Raw genomic sequence first — 19,059 nt, forward strand, 5'->3', positions numbered from 1 at the left:
GTCTCGGGTTCCTCTATATCACGGCCGTCGAAGTGCGACGGCGGCGCCTGTGAGCGTATCTTGCAAAGTATACGGCAAGGGGGCGCGACGCGGGCAATGGTTACAACTTTTTCTCAGGAAAGGCTTCATTAGCCGCAGCAGGTGCAATGGGCCCGATTTGCGTTAGAATATCGGATGCGCAGCAGCGTGCCGCAAAATGCAGCCCCCTACCCGATAAGGAGCCCTCCATGGCCTTCGCCATCGTCACCGATTCCTCCTCCAATCTCACTGAGGAGGTCATCGACCAGTTCGACCTGCATATCCTTCCGCTCACGTTCATGGTGGATGGCGAGGAGCATCACAGTTACCTCAAGGGGCAGAAGACCGATCTTAAGCAGTTCTACACCATGATGCGCGAGGGCAAGGTCATCACGACGTCGCTGCCGAATCTGAAGGACTCCCGCGAGCTGCTGGAGGGGCTTCTTGCCTCGGGCCAGGATGTGCTCTACATCGGGTTCTCCAGCGGGCTTTCCGGCACCTACCAGGCCATCGACCTTCTGCTGGCCGAGCTGGCCGACGCCTACCCGGACCGCACGGTGCTCGCGGTGGACACCCTGGCCGCCTCCATGGGCGAAGGGCTGCTCGTCTGGTACGCCGCCAAGATGCGCGAGGAGGGTGCGTCCATCACCGAGGTTCGCGACTGGCTGGAGGCCAACAAGCTGCATCTGGCCCACTGGTTCACCGTGGACGACCTCATGTTCCTATTCCGCGGCGGCCGCGTCTCCCGCACGAGCGCCTGGGCCGGCACCCTTCTGAACATCAAGCCGGTCATGCACGTGGACGACGAGGGCCACCTCATTCCGCTGGAGAAGGTGCGCGGGCGCAAAAAGTCGCTGAAGGCGCTGGTCGATCATATGGCGCAGACGGCCACCTCTCCCGTGGCGGATCAGACCGTGTTCATCAGCCACGGCGACTGCATCGAGGACGCCGAGTACGTGGCCGACCTCGTGAGAGAGCGCTTCGGCGTCACCGACATCCTCATCAACTACGTGGATCCGGTCATCGGCGCCCATTCCGGCCCCGGCACCATGGCCCTGTTTTTCCTGGCCAGTGAACGATAGCGACGCTTACCTGCCGCCGTGGGAGGGCCCGGCCATCCTGCTGGTAGATCTGGACGCCTTCTTCGCCTCCGTCGAGCAGCTTGACCACCCGGCCTGGCGGGGCAAGCCCGTCATCGTCGGCGGCGATGCGGACGCCCACGGGGTCGTCTCCACCTGCTCCTACGAGGCCCGCGCCTTCGGAGTGCGCAGCGCCATGGCCTCGTCGCTAGCACGAGCGCTGTGTCCCGAGGCCATTTGGACGCATGGCCATTTCCATCGCTACCGCGAGGTGTCCGCCGCCATCATGGTCATCCTGCGAGACGAGACGCCTCACGTGCAACAGGTCTCCATCGACGAGGCCTTTATGGACGTCACCCCCACTGCCGTGAACACCGAGCACCCGGTTCTCGTGGCCCAGCGCATCCAGGAGCGCGTGGCCGCCCTCGGCGTCACCTGCTCCATCGGCGTGGGCACCTCCAAGTCCGTGGCGAAAATCGCCTCGGACCGCGACAAGCCCCGAGGACTCACCGTGGTTTTCCCCGGCACGGAGGCGGCCTTCCTGGAAAAGCTGCCCGTGCGCACGCTCTCCGGCGTGGGGGCAGCCGCCGAGAGGACGCTCCTTTCCCACGGCGTGCGCACCTTGGGAGCCATGGGCCGGGCCGACGGTGCCCTTCTGCGGAAGATCTTCGGGAAGAACGGCGAGATGATGCGCGACCGGGCCTTAGGGCGCGATCGGTCGGAAGTGGCCGAGGACGACGAGGTGAAGTCGGTCTCCAACGAGGTAACCTACGCCCATGATCTGGAGACGCGCGAGGACATCGAAGCGGCGCTTTCCACCATTGCGGCAAAGGTGGGGAGGCGCCTGCGTCGCAAGGGGCTCAAGGGACGCACCGTGGCCGTGAAGATGCGCTACGACAACCGCACGACCCGCTCGGCCCAGTGCTCGCTGGCCGCCCCCACCGACGATGACATCGCGTTCGCCCCGGTGGTGCACCGCCTGGCGGAGGAGCTGTGGGCTCCGGGCATGAAGGTGCGCCTGCTCGGTGTGGCCGTGACCCATTTCGAAGAGGACGGCGCCCCGGTGCAGGAGACGCTTTTCGACGCTGCCGTCCTTGGGGGCGATGACAACGCAGACGCGGTTGAAAGCGAGGCGCTCATCCGCGACGAGGAGAAGCGCCGCAGCCTTCTGGCCGCCACCGACGCTTTGCAGGAGCGTTTCGGCGACGGCACGGTGCGCTTCGGCTTCGAGCTGCGCCAATCCGGCAACACCACCGGCTCCTCCTCGAAAAACGTCGAGGACTACAAGTAGCTCCCTACCAGCGGGCCCATCATGTTCTCGAGTTTTTCGAAAACTCACGAGCAAATGCCACTTCGAGCCCGTTTTGGCACCCCGGGATGCCAGTTGAAGCCCGTAATGGCACGAAATGCCATTTGAGGCCCGAAATGGCCATGGGTGGATTACCATTTCGGGGTCGAAGTGGCATTCACTCATCCCCAAAACGAAAAATTTCCGCTAAAACAGGGCCACGCGAGACATCACTGGCGGAAAGTACACGAGCGGAACAAGTGAAAAGAGGAGCGATTATGGCGCTGGTTTTGGCGATCGACATACGGAACACGCGGACGCGGATCGGGCTGGCAGTTGATGGACGACTCGTCTCCCAGTGGGCCGTTCCCACAGATTCCGCCGAGACAGCCGACGGCGCCGTGGCCTGCGTTCTCGGCTTCTTCGACGCCCTCGCCCGCAATCTCGCGCCCATCGAAAAGGACGCGCCCGACGCCATCGACCTGCCCGAGAGCGCTCCTTTGGCCGACGGGGCCATCATCGCCTCGGTCATCCCTGCCCTCACCGGCGTGTGGTCCGATGCGGCGCGGCGCCTCACGGACGCGCGCCCGCTCACCGTAGGCCCAGGTCTTAAGACGGGGCTGAAGATGAACTTCTCCGATCCCACGGCCGTGGGCGCCGACCGCGTCGCCGAGATGGTGGGCGCCAAGAGCACCTACGGCGCCCCGGCCCTCGTCATCGATCTGGGCACCTCCACCACCTTCGAACTTTTGGACGAGGCGGGCGCCTTCCGCGGCGGCATCATCGCCCCGGGCATGAAGCTCGGCGCCCAGGCGCTGGCCCGCGGAGCCGCCCAGCTGGCCGCCGTGGAACTTAGGGCCCCCAAATCGCTGCTCGGCCGCACCACGGCCGAGGCCATGCAGGCGGGCATCGTCATGGGAGAGGTGGCCCGCATCGACGGACTCATCGACATGATCTGGGCCGATTGCGGCTATACCACGCCGGTCGTTCTCGTGGGCCAGCACGCCGAAGCCATAGCCGCCCTCATGACCCACGCCGTCACCGTCGACCAAACCCTCGCCCTCCGCGGCCTTCTGGAGCTTTACGCGGCCAATACGCGACGTTAGTTGAATTTAAATATCTTCTGGGCGATCTGATAGCCCTTGAGTCCGATCTTCTCGCCGGCCTCGGTGGGCAGGTTCGTGGCCAGATTCAGCGCGTTCGAGCGCACCCGGCGGTAGAGCGACGGGTTCTGCTCCTTCAAATAGGCCCAGATATCCTTCAGATCCCGCTCGTCGGCCTCTCCCCCGCGCATGCGCAGAAACACCGAGCAGATGCACATCATCATGGAAATATAGTTTCGCAGATAGTGGCGCAGATGACGATTGCGCACAGCCTGCGGATCCACGTTGTCGATCATCTGCCGCGTGACGCGCAGCTGCTGGTCCATGCGACCCATCATGACCTTCTCGTTGACCGACTGGTCCTCGCGCCCGATGAAGTAATGGTAGGCGTCCACGTTGAAGTAGCGCATGGTGCGCACGTAGACCAAAGGCTCGTAGACGAAGATGTTGTCCACGTAGAAGGTGTGCTCGGGCAGCGTAAGATGCATCTTGCGCAGCATCTCGGTGCGGTAGTACACCGAGTGCATGAGCAGGTACTGGCTCGGCAGGAAGGTGCCCACCTCGTCCCAGCCGAACTCATAGCCCTCTGGCAGCACATTGCCGTAGCCCATGACCTTTTGCTCGCCTTCGTCTACCTTGTCGTAGACGTAATTGGCCACCACCATGTCGCAGGGTACCGGCGCGTCCAGCTGGCTGCGCAAGTACACCATGAGCGGGAACATGGCCGCCGGATCGAGCCAGTCGTCGGAGTCGACCACCTTGAAGTAGAAGCCCGTCGCGTGAGCGAGCCCCGTGTTCACTGCGCCGCCATGGCCCTTGTTGGGCTGATGGATAGCGCGCACGATGTCCGGGTACTCGTTCTGCCAGCGGTCGCAGATGGCCGCCGTGTCGTCCTTGGTCGAGCCGTCGTCCACGAGCAGGATCTCGATGTCCTCGCCGCAGGCGAGCAGCGTCTCCACGCAATGATCCATGTAGGCTGCCGAGTTGTAGCAGGGCACGGCGAACGTGATGGTCTTCAAAAGCGCCTCCTTCGTCGGGGTCTCGGTGCGCGGGCGTGCTGCCTCGCGCGGCGTCCTAGGCGTCGGCCGTCTCCGTCAAGATCTTCTCGGAGGCAGCCAGGGCGTCGGCGACCACCTTGTCCATGTTGAAGTAGCGGTACTCGGCCAAACGTCCCAGCGGATGGAAGTTCGGCAGCGCATCGGTCAGGCGGCGGTAGCGCGCATAGAGCGCATCGTTGTCGTCGTTGATGATGGCATAGTAGGGAATCTGCGTCGCCGGATCCTCGTAGGCCCGGGAGTACTCGCGCATGATGGTGGTCTTGTCGCCGGTCTGCTCTGTGAGCCACTTGAACTCCGTGATGCGGGTGTAGTCCTCGGTCACCGTGTAGTTCACGGTGCCGCAGGGCAAGTGGTAGGTCTCGTCGAAGGTCTCGTAGACGAAATCGAGGGAGCGGTAGGGCAAACGGCCGAAGCGCCCCAGGAACAGCTCGTCAAGCGGACCGGTGTAGACGATAGGGCCTGCGAACGGCACGCCCTTGATGTGGATGGCCTCCAAAGGGGCATCCTCTTCGCGGCCGGCGAAGACGAGATCGAACACGCTCTCCGCCTCGGTGTTCAGGCAGACGGTGATCTTCTCGTGGCCGAGCAGGTTCTCGAACAGGCGCATGTAGCCATCGACCGGCATTCCCTGGAAGGCGTCCTGGAAGTAGCGGTTGTCCCGGGAGATGAACACCGGCACGCGCGCGGTCACCGAGGGATCCACTTCCTCGGGAGTGAGGCCCCATTGCTTCTGGGTGTAGTAGAGGAACACGTTCTGGTAGACGAAGTCCGCCACCTCCTGCAGCTCCGGATCCTCCTGGGCGCGCAGCTCGTTGATGGTGACCTTGCGCTCGTCGCCGAAGGTGTCGACGAGCTTCTCGATGAGCCGGGCCGCCTTCTCGTCGCCGAAGGCGATTTCCATAGAGTTCTTGTTGAAGGGCACGGGCATGTAGGTGCCGTACCAATCGGCGAGCACCCGGTGCTGGTAGCTCGACCACTCGGTGAAGCGGGCAAGATAGTCGTAGGCGCGCTGATCGTTGGTATGGAAGATGTGCGGCCCGTAGCGGTGCACGAGCACCCCGGCCTCGTCGTACTCGTCGTACATGTTGCCGGCGATGTGCGCGCGCTTCTCGATGATGAGCACGCGAAGACCGCCCTCTTCGGCAAGCTGCCGGGCACTGACAGCCCCGGCAAAACCGGAGCCGACAACGACGGCGTCGTAGTCTTCGATGGCGATATCGCGGAAATCGGCGTAATTAACGGCCATAACGGGTTCTCTCCCTCGTACTCGTTGATGCGAATGGGGCGCCGGCGCTCGGGCGGCGTCGTTCGGAGGATATTGTACCCAGCCCGCATCCGATGGCCTCCAAACCCCATACAAACCGAATAAATGAACCTGCCGCGCGGTCGCGCCGTGCGGGGCGGCGGCCCGTGCTCTATCATGAGGGCAGGATACCCGTGAGAAAGGACGTTCCCGTGAGCCAGTTCCTCGATTCCATGATCGCCCGCGCGAAGGCCGACAAGAAGACCATCGTGCTTCCCGAGGGCAACGACATCCGCACCCTCAAGGCCGCCGAGGCGATTCTCGCCGAGGGCATCGCCGACCTCATCGTCTTGGGCGACGCCGACGACATCGCCGCTGCCGGCTGCAACTTGGAGGGCGCCCGCATCGTCGACTTCCGCACCTCCGAGCTGCGCGAGCCCTATGCCGAGAAGCTGGCCGAGCTGCGCGCGGCGAAGGGCATGACGCTCGAGCAAGCCCTCGAGCTTATGGACAACGAGCTGTACTTCGGCATGATGATGGTGAAGATGGGCGAAGCGGACGGCCTCGTCTCGGGCGCCTGCCACTCCACCGGCGACGTGCTGCGCCCGGCCCTTCAGATCCTGAAGACCGCTCCCGGCGCGCAGATGGTGAGCTCGTTCTTCGTCATGAACGTGCCCGACTGCGACTTGGGCCACCACGGCACCTTCATCTTCTCCGACTGCGGCCTGGAAGTGCAGCCCGATGCCGACCGTCTGGCCCAGATCGCCATCAACGCCGAGGCGGCGTGGCGGTCGCTGTTCGCCGATGCCGAGCCGGTCATCGCCATGCTGTCGCACTCCTCCTACGGCTCGGCCAAAAACGACGATTCCGACAAGGTGGTGCGCGCGACGGCCAAGGTGAAGGAGCTCGCGCCCGAACTCGCGGTAGACGGCGAGCTGCAGCTGGACGCCGCCATCGTTCCCGAGATCGGCGCGGCGAAGGCGCCGGCCTCCCCTGTCGCGGGCCGCGCCAACGTGCTCGTGTTCCCGGACATCGATGCGGGCAACATCGGCTACAAGCTAGTGCAGCGCTTGGCGAAGGCCGAGGCGCTCGGCCCCATCCTGCAGGGCATCGCCGCCCCGGTGAACGACTTGTCCCGAGGGTGCTCGGCTGACGACATCGTGGGCGTGGTGGCCATCACCGCCGTGCAGGCGCAGGGGAAATAACGTCCTTTTTTGCTTCTCTATCCCTCCGGGCCCGAGGTGGCCGAGGGGGTGCCGTGCTCAAACAGCATTGAAGTGCAGGACTCGCCAAAGGTCGCGACATTACCTTATGCACTTCAATGAACTGCGCGCGGCACCCCCTCGCCCACCTCGGGCCCTGCATTTTTGAGGCTGCGGGCAGGATCCCTGCCCTGCCCGGGCCCTGCTCGTTTCAGATTGCTACACTGATTGCTTGCTTTTCTCTTCTCTCTCGATGCTGAGTTTCTCGAAGAGCTCGTCGCGGCTGTGGACGCCGAGCTTCTTGTAGACGTGGCGGATGTGCGACTTCGCCGTGCCGTTGGCCACGACCATGGCAGAGGCCACCTCGCTGGCCGAGCACCCCTCTAAGAGCAGCGTGAGCACCTCCTTCTCGCGCTCGCCCAAACCGCAGGCGGCAGCCACGCGATCCACTTTGGCGCGACGGGCCGCATCGAGATCTCCCGTCGCCTGCTCGCCCTCGAAAAGCTCCGCCGAACGAGTCGGCGTGACACCCCGTCTCACGAGGATGATCATGGCGGCGTTGGCAGCCAGAATAGACAGCAGAACCATGATGTTCGACGCGAATTGCTCGGCGAATGCGAAGCAGAGCGCCATGCACAGGCGGCCGACGAGACATCCGGCGGCAAACGCCACCATGAGGCTCGTGAAGGCCGCAAGAGTGCGCCGCCGACTCCCCTGCGCGCTGGCGCACAGGAGCACGACGGCATAGGCGAGGAAAAGGAACATGCCGAGCGCTGCCAGATCGAAGGAAAGCGCAGGCTCGAGGTGAAGATAGGAGGCAGCTATGACGGCCACGATGATAGCGGGCACGGCGATGGTCGTCAGCGGGAGGACTGCCGCATTTGCCAAGAGCACCACAGCGCAGATAAGCAGCATCGGGGCGAAGAAATCCCCCGAAGCATAGGAGGCGCTGTCGCCCCCGATACCGGCAAAGGCGATGGCCGTGATGAAGGAGAAGCTGAACAGAAACGTCGCCGAGGCCGGGTAGCGGAAGGCATCCGCCGGCACGGCCGCGGGCGCAGCGGCGTCGTCTCCCTCCTTGGCCTGCTCCGTGCGCAGCTTGCGAGAGAGCACGAACGTCCCCAGGAACATGAGCACCCCCATGCACACGCACAGCTTTACCGCCTCCAGGCCCGAGAACACCCAGATGACGAAGGAGGCGAACACGCCCGCCAGCACGATATTCCAAATCACCGAAAAGGAGCGGCGATCGATGTGCACGGCGAACCACGAGGTCATGGCCACGGGCAGATAGACGCCGAAGATAGCGCCGCAAACCCAGTTGACGGGCTCGGGCACGTGGATGCCCGCCCCGAACAGCACGCAGTACAGCACCAAGCTCGCCTGCACGAGGAGGGCCAAAGTCCAAAGCCATCGGCTGCCCACGGCAAGGCGCCCGCTCTGCCGCAGACGCAGCCCAAGCATCAGCGCGCAGAGGACCTCGGCGACATAGGAAGCATCGGTATAGGAGAACATGAACGCCGAGGTGTGCCACATGGCCGGCCAGAAGTACACCTGGCCCACGAAGGCCAAGTTGCAGGCCAGACCTACGAACAGACTTATGGATCCAGCGCTTCTGAAATGCTCCTCGAACCCGAGGCGCAGCCCCGCGATCGTGTCTCTCAGATGTTTCATCGATTGCCCCTCCCCTTTTCGCTGCCACCCATGAAACCACAAAAGGCAGATAAGCGCCAGCGGCAAATTGGCAGTCTCTCCTCATTTCCAGAAAGGTGGGTTAGCGGGATAGGTTAGCAAGTTCCGCCATCGCTAACCTACAGGTTATCTCTCACGCTAACCTCAATGCTGCCGCTAAAGTGACCAGCGTGATCGGGGACACCGCGATCCCCGGAGCGCCGGAGCGAATGCGTCACGCGACGTCTTCGCCAGACATCAACCCGGCGCGAAGACACCGACCACAAGGGAGTGGAAAATGGGAAAATATACCCGCCGACAGTTCATCACCAGCGCTGGTGTCGGCATGGCCGCCGTCGCCGGCCTCGGCCTTGCCGGCTGCGCGCCGCAGACCCCGGCCGATAAGGCCATGGCCAACACGGGCAACGGGGGAACCACCTTCGCCGACACCATCGCTTGGGACGGCGAGTACGACGTCGTCGTCATCGGCTTCGGCGGCGCCGGTGCCGTGTCCGCCTGCTACGCCGCCGACGCCGGCGCGAAGGTGCTGCTCATCGATAAGGCCCCTCAGGGCATGGAGGGCGGCAACACGCGCTTCTGCGGCCAGATCATCCTGAACTCCGACGACAAGGAGGCCATGCTCGCCTACAACAAGGCCATGGCCGGCGATTTCGCCGTGGACGACGAGCTCATGGACGTGTACGCCGAGGGCCTGACTCAGACGAAGACCATGCTGCGCGACTTCTTCGGCGTCCCCGAGGAGAACTTCCTCGATTGGAAGGAGGACTCCTCCGCCCAGCCGATGATCGCCATGTTCATCCCCGAGTACCCCGAGCTCGAAGGCGGCGAGGCGCTGCACGTGCTGACCGTGAGCGACAACGTGTGCAACTCCGCGCTGTGGAAGACCTACCGCAACAAGGTCATGTCCATGAGCGACAACATCGACGTGTGGTACATGTCCCCGGCCACGAAGCTCTTCCAAGACCCGGTCAGCCGCGCCGTCATCGGCGTGGAGATCGACAAGGCCGGCGACACGGTGAACATCCGCGCCAAGAACGGCGTCGTCATGACCATGGGCGGCTTCGAGAACAACAAGCAGATGGTCGAGGACTTCCTGGGCCTCACCAAGAGCACCCCGGCCGGCACCCTGTTCAATACCGGCGACGGCGTGAAGATGGCCATGGGCGTCGGCGCCGATCTGTGGCACATGGAGGCCTACGAGGGCAACTGCTTCGCGCTCGGCGGCATCTCCTTCGTGGTGAACGAGGATCAGCACGCCAAGACGTTCAACGACCTGCGCAACCTTTCCGGCAGCGTCATCGTCGTGGGCAACGGCGGCGAGCGCTACCTGCGCGAGGACGTGTACAACCGCCACGGCCATGTGCCGAGCAACGGCGACTGGGTAAATGTGAAGCGCCCGCGCAACACCTACATGGTGTGGGACGCCGCCCAGAACGAGGCCATCGCCGAGTACCACGGCATCCCGGCCGGGTTCGAGGATCAGGTCGTCTCCGCCGCCACCATCGCCGAGCTCGAGAGCGCCCTCGGCATTCCGGCCGGCAAGCTCGAGCAGACCGTGACCGATTTCAACAAGATGGCCAACGATGGCTATGACCCGGCCTTCTTCCGCGCCGCCGAGACCATGCGCGCCTTCGGCGAGGGCCCCTTCTACGCCATCGAGATGATCCAGGCCTTCCTGAACACCCAGGGCGGCGCCCGCCGCAACGCCCGTGCCGAGGTCGTGGGCACCGACGGCGAGCCCATTCCGCACCTCTACTCCGCCGGCGAGTTCGGCGGCATGACCCCGTACCAGTACAACGGCGGCGGCAACATGGCCGAGTGCCTCATTTTCGGCCAGCTGGCCGGCGTGGGCGCGGCGGCCGAGAAGGATCCGCTGCCGGTGCTCCCCCTGGGCGTGGCCTCCGAGATCGTCTACACCCAGGGCAGCGGCAGCCACGAGGTCGATCCTGACCCGACCGCGTCCGCGAAGCTCGGCGAGAACGAGTACCTCGGCACCTCGACCCTGTGCATGGGCAACGAGCTGGCGGTGAAGGTGAAGGTGGAGGGCGGCAAGATCGCTGCCATCGACATCGTGCAGCAGCAGGAGACCGCTGGTGTGGGCAGCTTGGCACTCGACGCCCTGCCGGCCCGGATCATCGAGGCCCAGTCCACCGAGGTGGATGCCGTAGCCGGCGCCACCGTCTCCTCCACGGCTCTGAAAGACGCCGTGAACAACGCCCTCGCCCAGGTGAAGTAGCTCGCCTGATGCGATAGGGGCGCACCCGAGCGCCCCGCAATCCCTCCCCACGAGATCGTGGCCCGCTCTGGGCCTCGATCTCGTTTTTTTCAGCCGCAAATCGACGATTGTTCCGTTAGAACCGTCGATTTGTGGCTAGCATTTTCCCGAAACAGCCTGATCCGGAGAAAAAGAAGCCCCGGATTGACGATCTTTACAGAACAACCGTCAATCCGGGGCTAGTTTTTCGGAGCCGAAAGCGCCTACGCAAGCTCGGTGATCTCGAGCGTGCCCTCCTTCACCAGCTGATAGGTGTCGCGGGCGATCATGTACTCCTCGTCGGTGGGAATGATAACGATGCGCACCTCGGAGTCGTCCGTGGAGATCTCGCGCTCGCCGCGCAGGCCCTTGCGGTTCTTCTCCAGGTCGATCTTGATGCCGAGCGGCTGCAGGCCCGCGAAGATCATGCGGCGCATCTTGTCGCAGTTCTCGCCCACGCCGGCCGTGAGCACGATGGCATCGACGCCGCCCATGACGGCGATGTACTGGCCGATGTATTTCTTCGCGGAGTTCGAGTACATGTCGTAGGCGAGCTGGGCGCGCTCGTCACCCTCCTCGGAGGCCTGGCGCACGCTGCGCAGGTCGTTGGAGATGCCAGAGATGCCCAAAAGCCCGCTCTTCTTGTTCATGAGGTCGTTCACCTCGGCCGCCGTGAGGTTCTCCTTCTCCATGATGAAGGGGACGATGGCCGGATCGATGGCGCCGCAGCGGGTGCCCATCATAAGGCCATCGAGAGGCGTGAGACCCATGGAGGTGTCAACGGCCACGCCGTGGTCGATGGCGGAGATGGAGCAGCCGTTGCCCAGATGGCAGGTGATGAGCTTCAGATCCTCCAAGGGCTCGTCCATGAAGGCGGCCGCTCGCTCGGCGATGTAGCGATGCGAGGTGCCGTGGGCGCCGTACTTGCGGATGGCGTGCTTCTCGTACAGCTCGTAGGGCAACGGGTACATGTAGGCCTTCGGCGGAATGGTCTGGAAGAACGAGGTGTCGAAGACGGCCACCATGGGCTTGCCGGGCATCTGCTCGCGGCAGGCCTCGATGCCCATGAGCGCGGCCTTGTTGTGCAGAGGCGCGAGCTCCGCCAGCTCGTCGATCTTGGCGACGACATCGTCATCGATGAGCACGGAGCGATCGAAGTACTTGCCGCCCTGCACTACGCGGTGCCCCACGGCGTCGATGTCGTCCAAAGAGTCGATGGCCTTGGTGGGGCCGCTCGTCAGCGCCTCCAGCACGAGGGCCATGGCGGCGTTGTGATCGGGCATGGGGGTGTCGATGACCACCTCATTCTCGTCGATGCCGTGCTTGTGGAAGGCCTCGGCGGAACCGACACGCTCGCAGATGCCCTTGGCGAGCACTTCATGGGTTTCAACATTGATGAGCTGGTACTTCAGAGAGGAAGAACCGGCGTTGAGGACGAGGACGTTCAATGACTTACCTCCTAATCAATAGTTTCCCCTATTTTAGGAGTGCACGCAGGGCGCGTCGCACCTGCTCGCGTCCTTATCGGCAAGCGGAGCGCCGCTCACCGATTGACACCCCGTCATCTTTTCCGTTGAATTGCGGAGGCGGCTCCCCGTAGAGGGCGACCTTGATCCCCCCCTTCCAACTGAAGACATCATTCCGGTCGAGTGGGCAGACCAAGGTCTGCCCCTACGGAATCTGTCGCGCCGTCACCGCTCTAGGAGAGGGTCGTGTCCTGGGTCTCGTCGTCGGGGGCGGCCACCAGCTCGCCCATGAGCACCTCCACCTGCTGCTCGGCGGCGCCCAAGCGCTTCTGCAGCGAGCCCAAGAGCACCACGCCGCGCTCGTAGGCGGCGAGGGACTCCTCCAGTTCCAGCGTATTGCTCTCCAGCACGGAGACGATGGACTCCAGCTCGCTCAAGGCCTCGCGGAAGGTCAGCTCTTCCACCGGCTTCTTCTCGTCAAGGTTCGCGGCATCGCTCATGGCGCTTCCTTTCTCATCGTTGCGTGTATCACTCGTCGCTGAGCGTATCATCAGTCCCAAGCCTCGACGGCGCTGTGGATGCGGCGGATATCGTCCACCGTGCAGTCCAGCTCACCGTCGGAGAGGGTCACCACGAGGCGCTCCCCCGCCGCGACGCCGTCCACCGAGCTCACCACTCGGCCGTCCTCCCCCTTGGCCATGGCGTAACCGCGGCCGATGATGGCCAGAGGCGACAGATCGTGCAGGCGCGCCGAGCTCACGGCCACCGACGCGCGATAGGGGTCGGTCATCGCCGCGCCGGCGCGCATCAGGCGCCCCCGCGCCCCATCGAGCTGCTGCCGGGAGCGCTCGCCGAAGTGCTCGCCGAGGTAGCCGAGGCGCCCTGCAGCGGCGCCCACCGCTCCTCTGGGCGCCGAGAGCAGCCCGGGCAGCATGCGGCCCAGCGCCTCGCCGATAAGCCCCAGCCTGTGGCGATCCTCGCGCAGCGCCTCCGGCAGCGCGCGGCCGAGGCGGTCGGACAGGTCGTCCAAGGCCAGCGCCTCGCCGTCGAACAGGCGCGTCGGCTCGCGGAACAGCGGTAGGGAAGCCACCCGTTCCATCTTGATCGACAGCGCGTCCAAACGACGGCTCTCGGCATGGCCCATGGCGGCGCCGAGCCCCTGGATGCGGGCGGCGATCTCGCCCTGAGCCGGCGCCACGGCCTCAGCGGCCGCCGTGGGCGTCGAGGCCCGCACGTCGGCCACCATGTCGGCGATGGAGGTGTCCGGCTCATGTCCGATGCCCGTCACCACGGGCACGGGACAGGCGGCAATGGTGCGCGCCAGCCGACGGTCGTTGAAGGGCATGAGATCCTCGAAGGATCCGCCGCCGCGCACGAGGAGCACCACCTCAGCGCCGGCGAAGACCACCTTGGCCAGACCGTCCACGAGCCCGTCGGCCGCCCCGGGGCCCTCCACGGGAACGCCGGCGAACAGGATGCGGGCCAAGGGATACCGCCGTCGCAGGGTGCGAAGCACGTCGTGGACGGCCGCACCGCGCGGCGAGGTGACGAGCCCTATGGTCTCGGGATAGGCGGGCAAAGGACGCTTGCGGGCCGGATCCATCAGTCCCATGGCCTCGAGCTCCCGCGCCAAGTTGGCCACCTGCAGCCGCAGCTGCCCCTCGCCGGCCAACGACACCGAGAACACGTCGAAGTTCATGCGCCCCTTGGCCGCGTACAGCGAGAAGCGCCCGGTGAGCTCCACCAGGGCGCCGACGGAAAGCGCCACGCCCGAGGCCTGGTAGCGGTTCATCCACATCATGCACGGAAGCGAGGCCTTCTCGTCCTTCACGGTGAAGTACACGGCCTTGTAGCCGGGCTTGTCGTTCACCTCGGAGACCTCGCCCACCAGGCGCACCACGACCTCTTCCAGGGCATTCTTGGCCAGGCCCATGGCCGCCGACACCGACAGGGCCGGGGCGGCCTCCTCTTCCGTTGTCGTCTCGCGCTCTTCCACCGCCACAGCAGGCTCCGTTTACTCCTGGCGCTGGCCGAGCAGCCACAGAAGCTGCAGGATGGAGGTGAGGGCGGCGGCCAGATAGGTGAAGGCGCAGGCGCGCAGAACGTCGAAGGCGCCCTTGCGCTCCTGGGCGGGCAGGCCGATCTGACCCATGTAGGCCATGGCGCGCTGGGAGGCGTTGAACTCGACGGGCAGGGTCACCAGCTGGAAGAGCACCACCACCGCGTACATGATGATGGCCGCGGTGGTAAGACCGGCGATGTTCAGGACGATGCCGGCCATGAGCAAAAAGATCCAGGCGTTCGAGGCCAGGTTCACCGCCGGCACGATGGCCCCGCGGATCTTCATGGGCGTGTAGTCCTGGGCGTACTGGCAGGCATGGCCCACCTCGTGGCAGGCCGTGGCCGTGGCGGTGATGGTGCGCCCGTCGAAGGCCTCGGGCGAGAGCGTCACCGAGTTGCTGCGCGGGTCGAAGTAGTCCTGCCCCGGGCCGCCGCGGAAGACCTGCACATTCGAGATGCCGTAGTAGGAAAGCATCTGGCGCGCCGCCTCGGCGCCGGTCAGCCCCGTGGAGTTCGCCACATGGGAGTAGGTCTTCAGTTTGTGGTTCACATACCACTGGGCGCCCATACCGATGACGAGCGTCACGACGATGAGCATGAGGTAACTGCTGGAAATCATAGGGTTCTCCTTGCGTATGCCTTGCATTTTTGGCAGTCAATTATAGGCATGGGAGCGCCCCGGTCGCCCGGGAGGCGCCGAAAGCGTGAAAGATACGTAACCGCCTCAGGAACGCGGCGTCACCACGAGTCCTTCGGGGCCGAGGGACAGGGCGAGCCGACCGGCGAGAAGCTCCAGCAGCTCGTCCCCCACCATGGCGCGGCGCCAGCCGCGCAGCACATCAACATCGGCGGTGTAGCCCCGGGCGACGCGGGCGAGCTCCGTGCGGGAGGCCAGCGTCTGCATGGCGATGTCGTTCTCCTTGGCGCGCAGCCGCACGAGCGCCTCCATGAGATCGAGCTCGGCATCGACGTTGCGCTCGCTCTTCGGCGATTTGTCCAGCTCGGGCCACGTATCGGGCGCAGCATCGAGACCTCGGACGAGCACGGTGGCTACGGCCCGGGCGTCCCGAGTGTTCAGCTTCTCGCGCACGCCGCGGATCAGGAACAAATCGTCGATGGTGCGGGACTCGCGACGGCAGGCCTCGACGATCTGCTCGTCGGTGAGCACCCACTTGCGCGGCATATCGCGCTCCTGAGCCGTCACCTCGCGCCAGCACGCCACCTCCCGAGCCGCCGAGAGCTGCCGGCGCGTAAGCTGGCCCACGCGCTTGAGCCGCTTGTAGCGCTCGAAGGGGTCGCTCTCGTAATGGGCCGGGTCGCTCATGGCGGCGAAGTCGTTGTCGAGCCAGTGCAGACGCCCCTTCGCCTCCAATTTCTCCACCATGATGCGGTACATCTTCGGCAGATAGATCACGTCGTCGGCGGCATATTCCAGCTGGGAAGTGGAAAGGGGTCGGCGCGACCAGTCGGTGAACGAGTCGCTCTTCTTCAAGTTCACGCCGCACAGGCTGTGCACCAAAGGCCCGTAGCCGATCTGCTGGGTGTGGCCCAAAAGAGTGGCCGCCACCTGGGTATCGAACAGGGACGCGGGCAAAACGCCCAGCTCGCGATAGAGGATCTCCAAATCCTGGCCGCCGGCGTGGAAGAGCTTCACGATGGAAGAGTCAGCGAGCAGCGGGGCGAGCACCTTCATGTCCTCGATGGCGAAGGGATCAACGACGGCCACTTCCGCATCCGTGGCCAGCTGAATGAGGCAGAGGTTCGCGTAGTAGGTCTTCTCGCGCAGAAACTCCGTATCAATGGCCAAGACCGACGTCGAGGCCGCTCTGCGCACGAAGGCCTCCAGGTTTTCTTGGCTTGCAATGTATTCCACGACGGTCCTTGTCTGTAAGAGGTGAGGTTGTAGTACCATCCTATAATAGCAAGGGAAAGGAATTATGTGAAACTCCTCATCGTGAACAACCTGGCCTCCGGCTTCCGCGACGGGGCCATTTACGACTTCATGCGCGCCTTTGCGTCCGACGGCGACGAGATTTGCGTGCGCTGCACCGACGGTAACACCGACCTCGCCGATTTTCTGCGCGACGCCGAGAATTTCGACGCCGTGGTAGCCGCCGGCGGCGACGGCACGGTGGCCTCGGTGGCCTACCTTTTGGCCGAGACGGGCATCCCGCTGCTCCCCTTCCCCGCCGGCACCGCGAATCTGCTCGCCATGAACCTCGCCTCGCCGGCCGAGCCCCATGCGCTCGCCCATCTCATGCGCGAGCAGCGCCTCATGGATTTCGACATCGGGGAGATCGAGCTCTCCAACGGCGAGCGCTTCGGATTCTCCATGATCGCCGGAGCCGGCTACGACGCCGCCATCATGGAAGGCGCGGAGCCCTCCAAGCGCCTTCTGGGCCCCATGGCCTACTTCACGGCGGCCTTCGCCAACTTCGCGCCGCAGTTCTCCCGCATCACGCTCACCATCGACGGGAAGACCGTCGAGACCCAGGGCGTGGGAGTGCTCGCCATCAACTTCTCGAAGCTGCAGTTCGACATCTCGCTCGTCCACGAAAACCTGCCGCGCGACGGCATGTTCGACATCGTGGTCATGAACACCCACGACGCCGTGGGCCTCATCCCGGCGATCTTAAGCTGCATGCTCGACCGCGCCGGCGAGTTCCCCGCGCGCCCCGATGTGATGGAGGTCTTCCGCTGCCGGGAATGCACCGTCGTCGCCGACCCGCCGCTGGATGTGCAATACGACGGCGAGGTGACGGGGACGACCACGCCCTTCACCGTGCGCATGCTGCCCGAGGCGGCGCGCTTCGTCGTGAGCGAGGAGTGCCTGAAGCTCTTCGGCGAGGAGAGCGCTTCGCCGCTTAATCTCGACTAGGGACGCGCACAACGAGGCCAGCGCGCTCGCCCAAGGGCCCCCTGCCCGCTCCTTCCCTTCCACGGATCTACCACCCTCCCCTTCCGTGAAAAAAGCGGCCCCGGCGCGATTGCCGGGGCCGCTTTCTCGCTTCGACCGAAGCGTCGCTACACGAGGCCGGGCGTCGTCACCAACAGGTAGATAGACAGGCAGGCTGCCGCGATGATAACGACGAGCACCACCTTGTCCAGGGTGCTCTGAAAGTACTTCTCGCCGCGCTCCTTCTTGCCCCAAATGTACATGATGATACCGGGCACGTACAAAAGGCACATGAGGATGACACCGAGCACGCCTGCGGCCCACGAAAGGAACAAGCTGTAGACGACGCCCACGCAGCCGAGGATACGCCACCAGAGAATCGGACCGCTGAGGTGCCCCTTGAAGGCCTCGGGCTCCTTGAAGGCCACTTTCGCGAAGTAGGCGGCGGACAGCAGGTACGGCAGAAGAATCATGCCGGCGGACAGCGTGTAGAAGAACTGGTAGGTGGAATCGGTGAACAACCAGGTGATGAGGAAGAGCTCGATGATGATGTTCGTGACCACCAGCGTCACCACCGGCGCGCCCTTGGCGTTGGTCTTGGCGAAGGCCTTGATGAACACGCCCTCCTCGGCGGCCTCGAAGGGGGACTCGCTGGCGAGCACCGTATAGCCGAGCATGGCGCCGATGAGCGAGAGCGACACGGCGAAGTTGATGAGCACGGCACCCCAGTCGCCCACGGCGGCCTGCATCACGTAGGCCAGCGCCGGATTCTCGAGGTTGGCCAGCTCGGAGAGCGGCATAACGCCCATGGAGAGAATCGATACCGTCAGGTACAGCGTCAGCACGCAGATGAACGCGATGATCGTGGCCTTGCCCACGTCCTTCGCCTTCTTGGCGCGGCCGGAGATGGCCACCGCGCCCTCGATGCCGATGAACACCCAGATGGTCACCATCATGGCCGTCTGCACCTGGTCGACGAAGGCCAGCGACGGGTCGGCCCCGGTAGTGAGGTTCGCGATGAAGATGTCGGGTTTGAAGGCGCCGATGAAGATGATGGCGATGATGCCGATGAGCAGGGGCACGAACTTCGAGATGGTGATGACCGCGTTGATGAGGGTCACCTCGCTGATGCCGCGGCTCACGAGGAAGGCGTAGAACCAGATGATGCAGGAGGCGCCGATGACGGCGTAGAGGTTCGTGCCGTTGCCGAAGATCGGGAAGAAGTACGACAGCGCGCCGAACAGAAGCGCCGAGAAGCTGACCGTGCACAGAAGAGCCGAGATCCAGTAGCCCCAGGCACTGTTGAAGCCGAGGAAGTCGCCGAATCCCGTGGCGGCGTAGGTGTAGATGCCGCCCTTGAGGTCGGGCTTAACCCGGGAAAGCGCGAAGAACGTCATGACGAGGCAGAACACGCCGATGGCGGAAATGCCCCAGGCGGTCAGTATCGCCCAGCCGCTCGCGCCGCCGGCCGCCGCATCGCCCGACAGCGAGAACACGCCCGCGCCGACGATGAGCGTGATGACCGTGGTGACCATTCGAAACAAGCCGATGCCCTTGGGGTTGGTCACCCCGTCCGCTGCGGCCTGGGGCACGGCGGCCCCTGTCGTGGTCATTGATTCTGTGCTCATGGAAAGACCAACTCCTCGGTAGGGGAACATTGAGAACAATGATACCCCAGGTGAGGTTATTTCGCTTCCAC

Annotated in this window: 15 protein-coding genes; 6 read left to right on the plus strand and 9 right to left on the minus strand. The window is 64.5% G+C overall.

All coding sequences use genetic code 11. The features are described from left to right. The first annotated feature begins 227 nt into the window (after positions 1-227). From ACW4QM_RS05960 to ACW4QM_RS05970, 3 genes are all read left to right on the plus strand, one after another. Positions 228-1,100, plus strand: a complete 873-nt coding sequence (locus tag ACW4QM_RS05960) for a DegV family protein (RefSeq protein ID WP_117284599.1) — start codon at positions 228-230, stop codon at positions 1,098-1,100. Further along, the gene (dinB, locus tag ACW4QM_RS05965) at positions 1,090-2,388 is read left to right on the plus strand and encodes a DNA polymerase IV (protein ID WP_455798274.1); all 1,299 of its coding nucleotides are present in this window, start codon (positions 1,090-1,092) and stop codon (positions 2,386-2,388) included. The genes ACW4QM_RS05960 and dinB overlap by 11 nt, the downstream gene beginning before the upstream one ends. 275 nt (positions 2,389-2,663) lie before the next feature. Beyond that, positions 2,664-3,491 carry a type III pantothenate kinase gene (locus tag ACW4QM_RS05970; RefSeq protein WP_022739861.1) on the plus strand — a complete coding sequence of 276 codons (828 nt, stop codon included), beginning with the start codon at positions 2,664-2,666 and terminating at the stop codon, positions 3,489-3,491. Here ACW4QM_RS05970 and ACW4QM_RS05975 read toward each other — a convergent pair. Together ACW4QM_RS05975 and glf are read right to left on the minus strand one after the other, a co-directional pair. Next, positions 3,488-4,507, minus strand: a complete 1,020-nt coding sequence (locus tag ACW4QM_RS05975) for a glycosyltransferase family 2 protein (protein ID WP_117284600.1) — start codon at positions 4,505-4,507, stop codon at positions 3,488-3,490. The two genes, ACW4QM_RS05970 and ACW4QM_RS05975, sit on opposite strands and share 4 nt — an antisense overlap. A gap of 55 nt (positions 4,508-4,562) precedes the next feature. Next, positions 4,563-5,792, minus strand: a complete 1,230-nt coding sequence (glf, locus tag ACW4QM_RS05980; RefSeq protein ID WP_455798275.1) for a UDP-galactopyranose mutase — start codon at positions 5,790-5,792, stop codon at positions 4,563-4,565. Positions 5,793-6,001: 209 nt separating this feature from the next. On the opposite strand from glf, the gene pta reads away from it, so the two are divergent. Beyond that, positions 6,002-6,994 carry a phosphate acetyltransferase gene (pta, locus tag ACW4QM_RS05985; RefSeq protein WP_223901415.1) on the plus strand — a complete coding sequence of 331 codons (993 nt, stop codon included), beginning with the start codon at positions 6,002-6,004 and terminating at the stop codon, positions 6,992-6,994. A gap of 216 nt (positions 6,995-7,210) precedes the next feature. On the opposite strand, the gene ACW4QM_RS05990 is transcribed toward pta, so the two are convergent. Beyond that, positions 7,211-8,665 (minus strand): response regulator transcription factor, encoded by a 1,455-nt coding sequence (locus ACW4QM_RS05990; RefSeq protein ID WP_455798276.1) that lies wholly within the window; start codon positions 8,663-8,665, stop codon positions 7,211-7,213. A gap of 295 nt (positions 8,666-8,960) precedes the next feature. Between ACW4QM_RS05990 and ACW4QM_RS05995 the strand changes: the two genes are divergently transcribed. Beyond that, positions 8,961-10,919: an FAD-binding protein gene (locus tag ACW4QM_RS05995; protein WP_117284603.1), complete on the plus strand. Its 1,959-nt coding sequence runs from the start codon at positions 8,961-8,963 to the stop codon at positions 10,917-10,919. Between the two features lie 242 nt (positions 10,920-11,161). On the opposite strand, the gene ACW4QM_RS06000 is transcribed toward ACW4QM_RS05995, so the two are convergent. The 5 genes from ACW4QM_RS06000 to rnd form a co-directional block, all read right to left on the minus strand. Then, positions 11,162-12,385 carry an acetate/propionate family kinase gene (locus ACW4QM_RS06000; RefSeq protein WP_022739855.1) on the minus strand — a complete coding sequence of 408 codons (1,224 nt, stop codon included), beginning with the start codon at positions 12,383-12,385 and terminating at the stop codon, positions 11,162-11,164. Positions 12,386-12,636: 251 nt separating this feature from the next. Continuing rightward, on the minus strand, positions 12,637-12,903 hold the full coding sequence (gene xseB, locus ACW4QM_RS06005; RefSeq protein WP_022739854.1) for an exodeoxyribonuclease VII small subunit: 267 nt from the start codon (positions 12,901-12,903) through the stop codon (positions 12,637-12,639). Between the two features lie 50 nt (positions 12,904-12,953). After that, entirely contained in the window at positions 12,954-14,405 is a 1,452-nt protein-coding gene (gene xseA / locus ACW4QM_RS06010) for an exodeoxyribonuclease VII large subunit (protein ID WP_455798277.1), read from the minus strand. A gap of 12 nt (positions 14,406-14,417) precedes the next feature. Next, positions 14,418-15,083: a zinc metallopeptidase gene (locus ACW4QM_RS06015; protein WP_349050798.1), complete on the minus strand. Its 666-nt coding sequence runs from the start codon at positions 15,081-15,083 to the stop codon at positions 14,418-14,420. Positions 15,084-15,188: 105 nt separating this feature from the next. After that, positions 15,189-16,337 carry a ribonuclease D gene (rnd, locus tag ACW4QM_RS06020; RefSeq protein ID WP_455798278.1) on the minus strand — a complete coding sequence of 383 codons (1,149 nt, stop codon included), beginning with the start codon at positions 16,335-16,337 and terminating at the stop codon, positions 15,189-15,191. Positions 16,338-16,403: 66 nt separating this feature from the next. Between rnd and ACW4QM_RS06025 the strand changes: the two genes are divergently transcribed. After that, on the plus strand, positions 16,404-17,342 hold the full coding sequence (locus tag ACW4QM_RS06025) for a diacylglycerol/lipid kinase family protein (RefSeq protein ID WP_022739850.1): 939 nt from the start codon (positions 16,404-16,406) through the stop codon (positions 17,340-17,342). Positions 17,343-17,488: 146 nt separating this feature from the next. On the opposite strand, the gene ACW4QM_RS06030 is transcribed toward ACW4QM_RS06025, so the two are convergent. Continuing rightward, a complete protein-coding gene (locus tag ACW4QM_RS06030) occupies positions 17,489-18,973 on the minus strand; it encodes a basic amino acid/polyamine antiporter (RefSeq protein WP_373310783.1) in 1,485 nt (494 codons plus the stop codon). Between the last annotated feature and the right edge of the window lie 86 nt (positions 18,974-19,059).

The sequence above is a fragment of the Adlercreutzia sp. CNCM I-6207 genome (assembly GCF_977072305.1).

Bases quoted from the DNA above. Each gene is read 5' to 3' on its own strand.
- ACW4QM_RS05960 (WP_117284599.1), top strand. From the start codon at position 228: ATGGCCTTCGCCATCGTCACCGATTCCTCCTCCAATCTCACTGAGGAG.
- ACW4QM_RS05970 (WP_022739861.1), top strand. From the start codon at position 2,664: ATGGCGCTGGTTTTGGCGATCGACATACGGAACACGCGGACGCGGATC.
- glf (WP_455798275.1), bottom strand. From the start codon at position 5,792: ATGGCCGTTAATTACGCCGATTTCCGCGATATCGCCATCGAAGACTAC.
- ACW4QM_RS05990 (WP_455798276.1), bottom strand. From the start codon at position 8,665: ATGAAACATCTGAGAGACACGATCGCGGGGCTGCGCCTCGGGTTCGAG.
- ACW4QM_RS05995 (WP_117284603.1), top strand. From the start codon at position 8,961: ATGGGAAAATATACCCGCCGACAGTTCATCACCAGCGCTGGTGTCGGC.
- xseB (WP_022739854.1), bottom strand. From the start codon at position 12,903: ATGAGCGATGCCGCGAACCTTGACGAGAAGAAGCCGGTGGAAGAGCTG.
- ACW4QM_RS06015 (WP_349050798.1), bottom strand. From the start codon at position 15,083: ATGATTTCCAGCAGTTACCTCATGCTCATCGTCGTGACGCTCGTCATC.
- ACW4QM_RS06030 (WP_373310783.1), bottom strand. From the start codon at position 18,973: ATGACCACGACAGGGGCCGCCGTGCCCCAGGCCGCAGCGGACGGGGTG.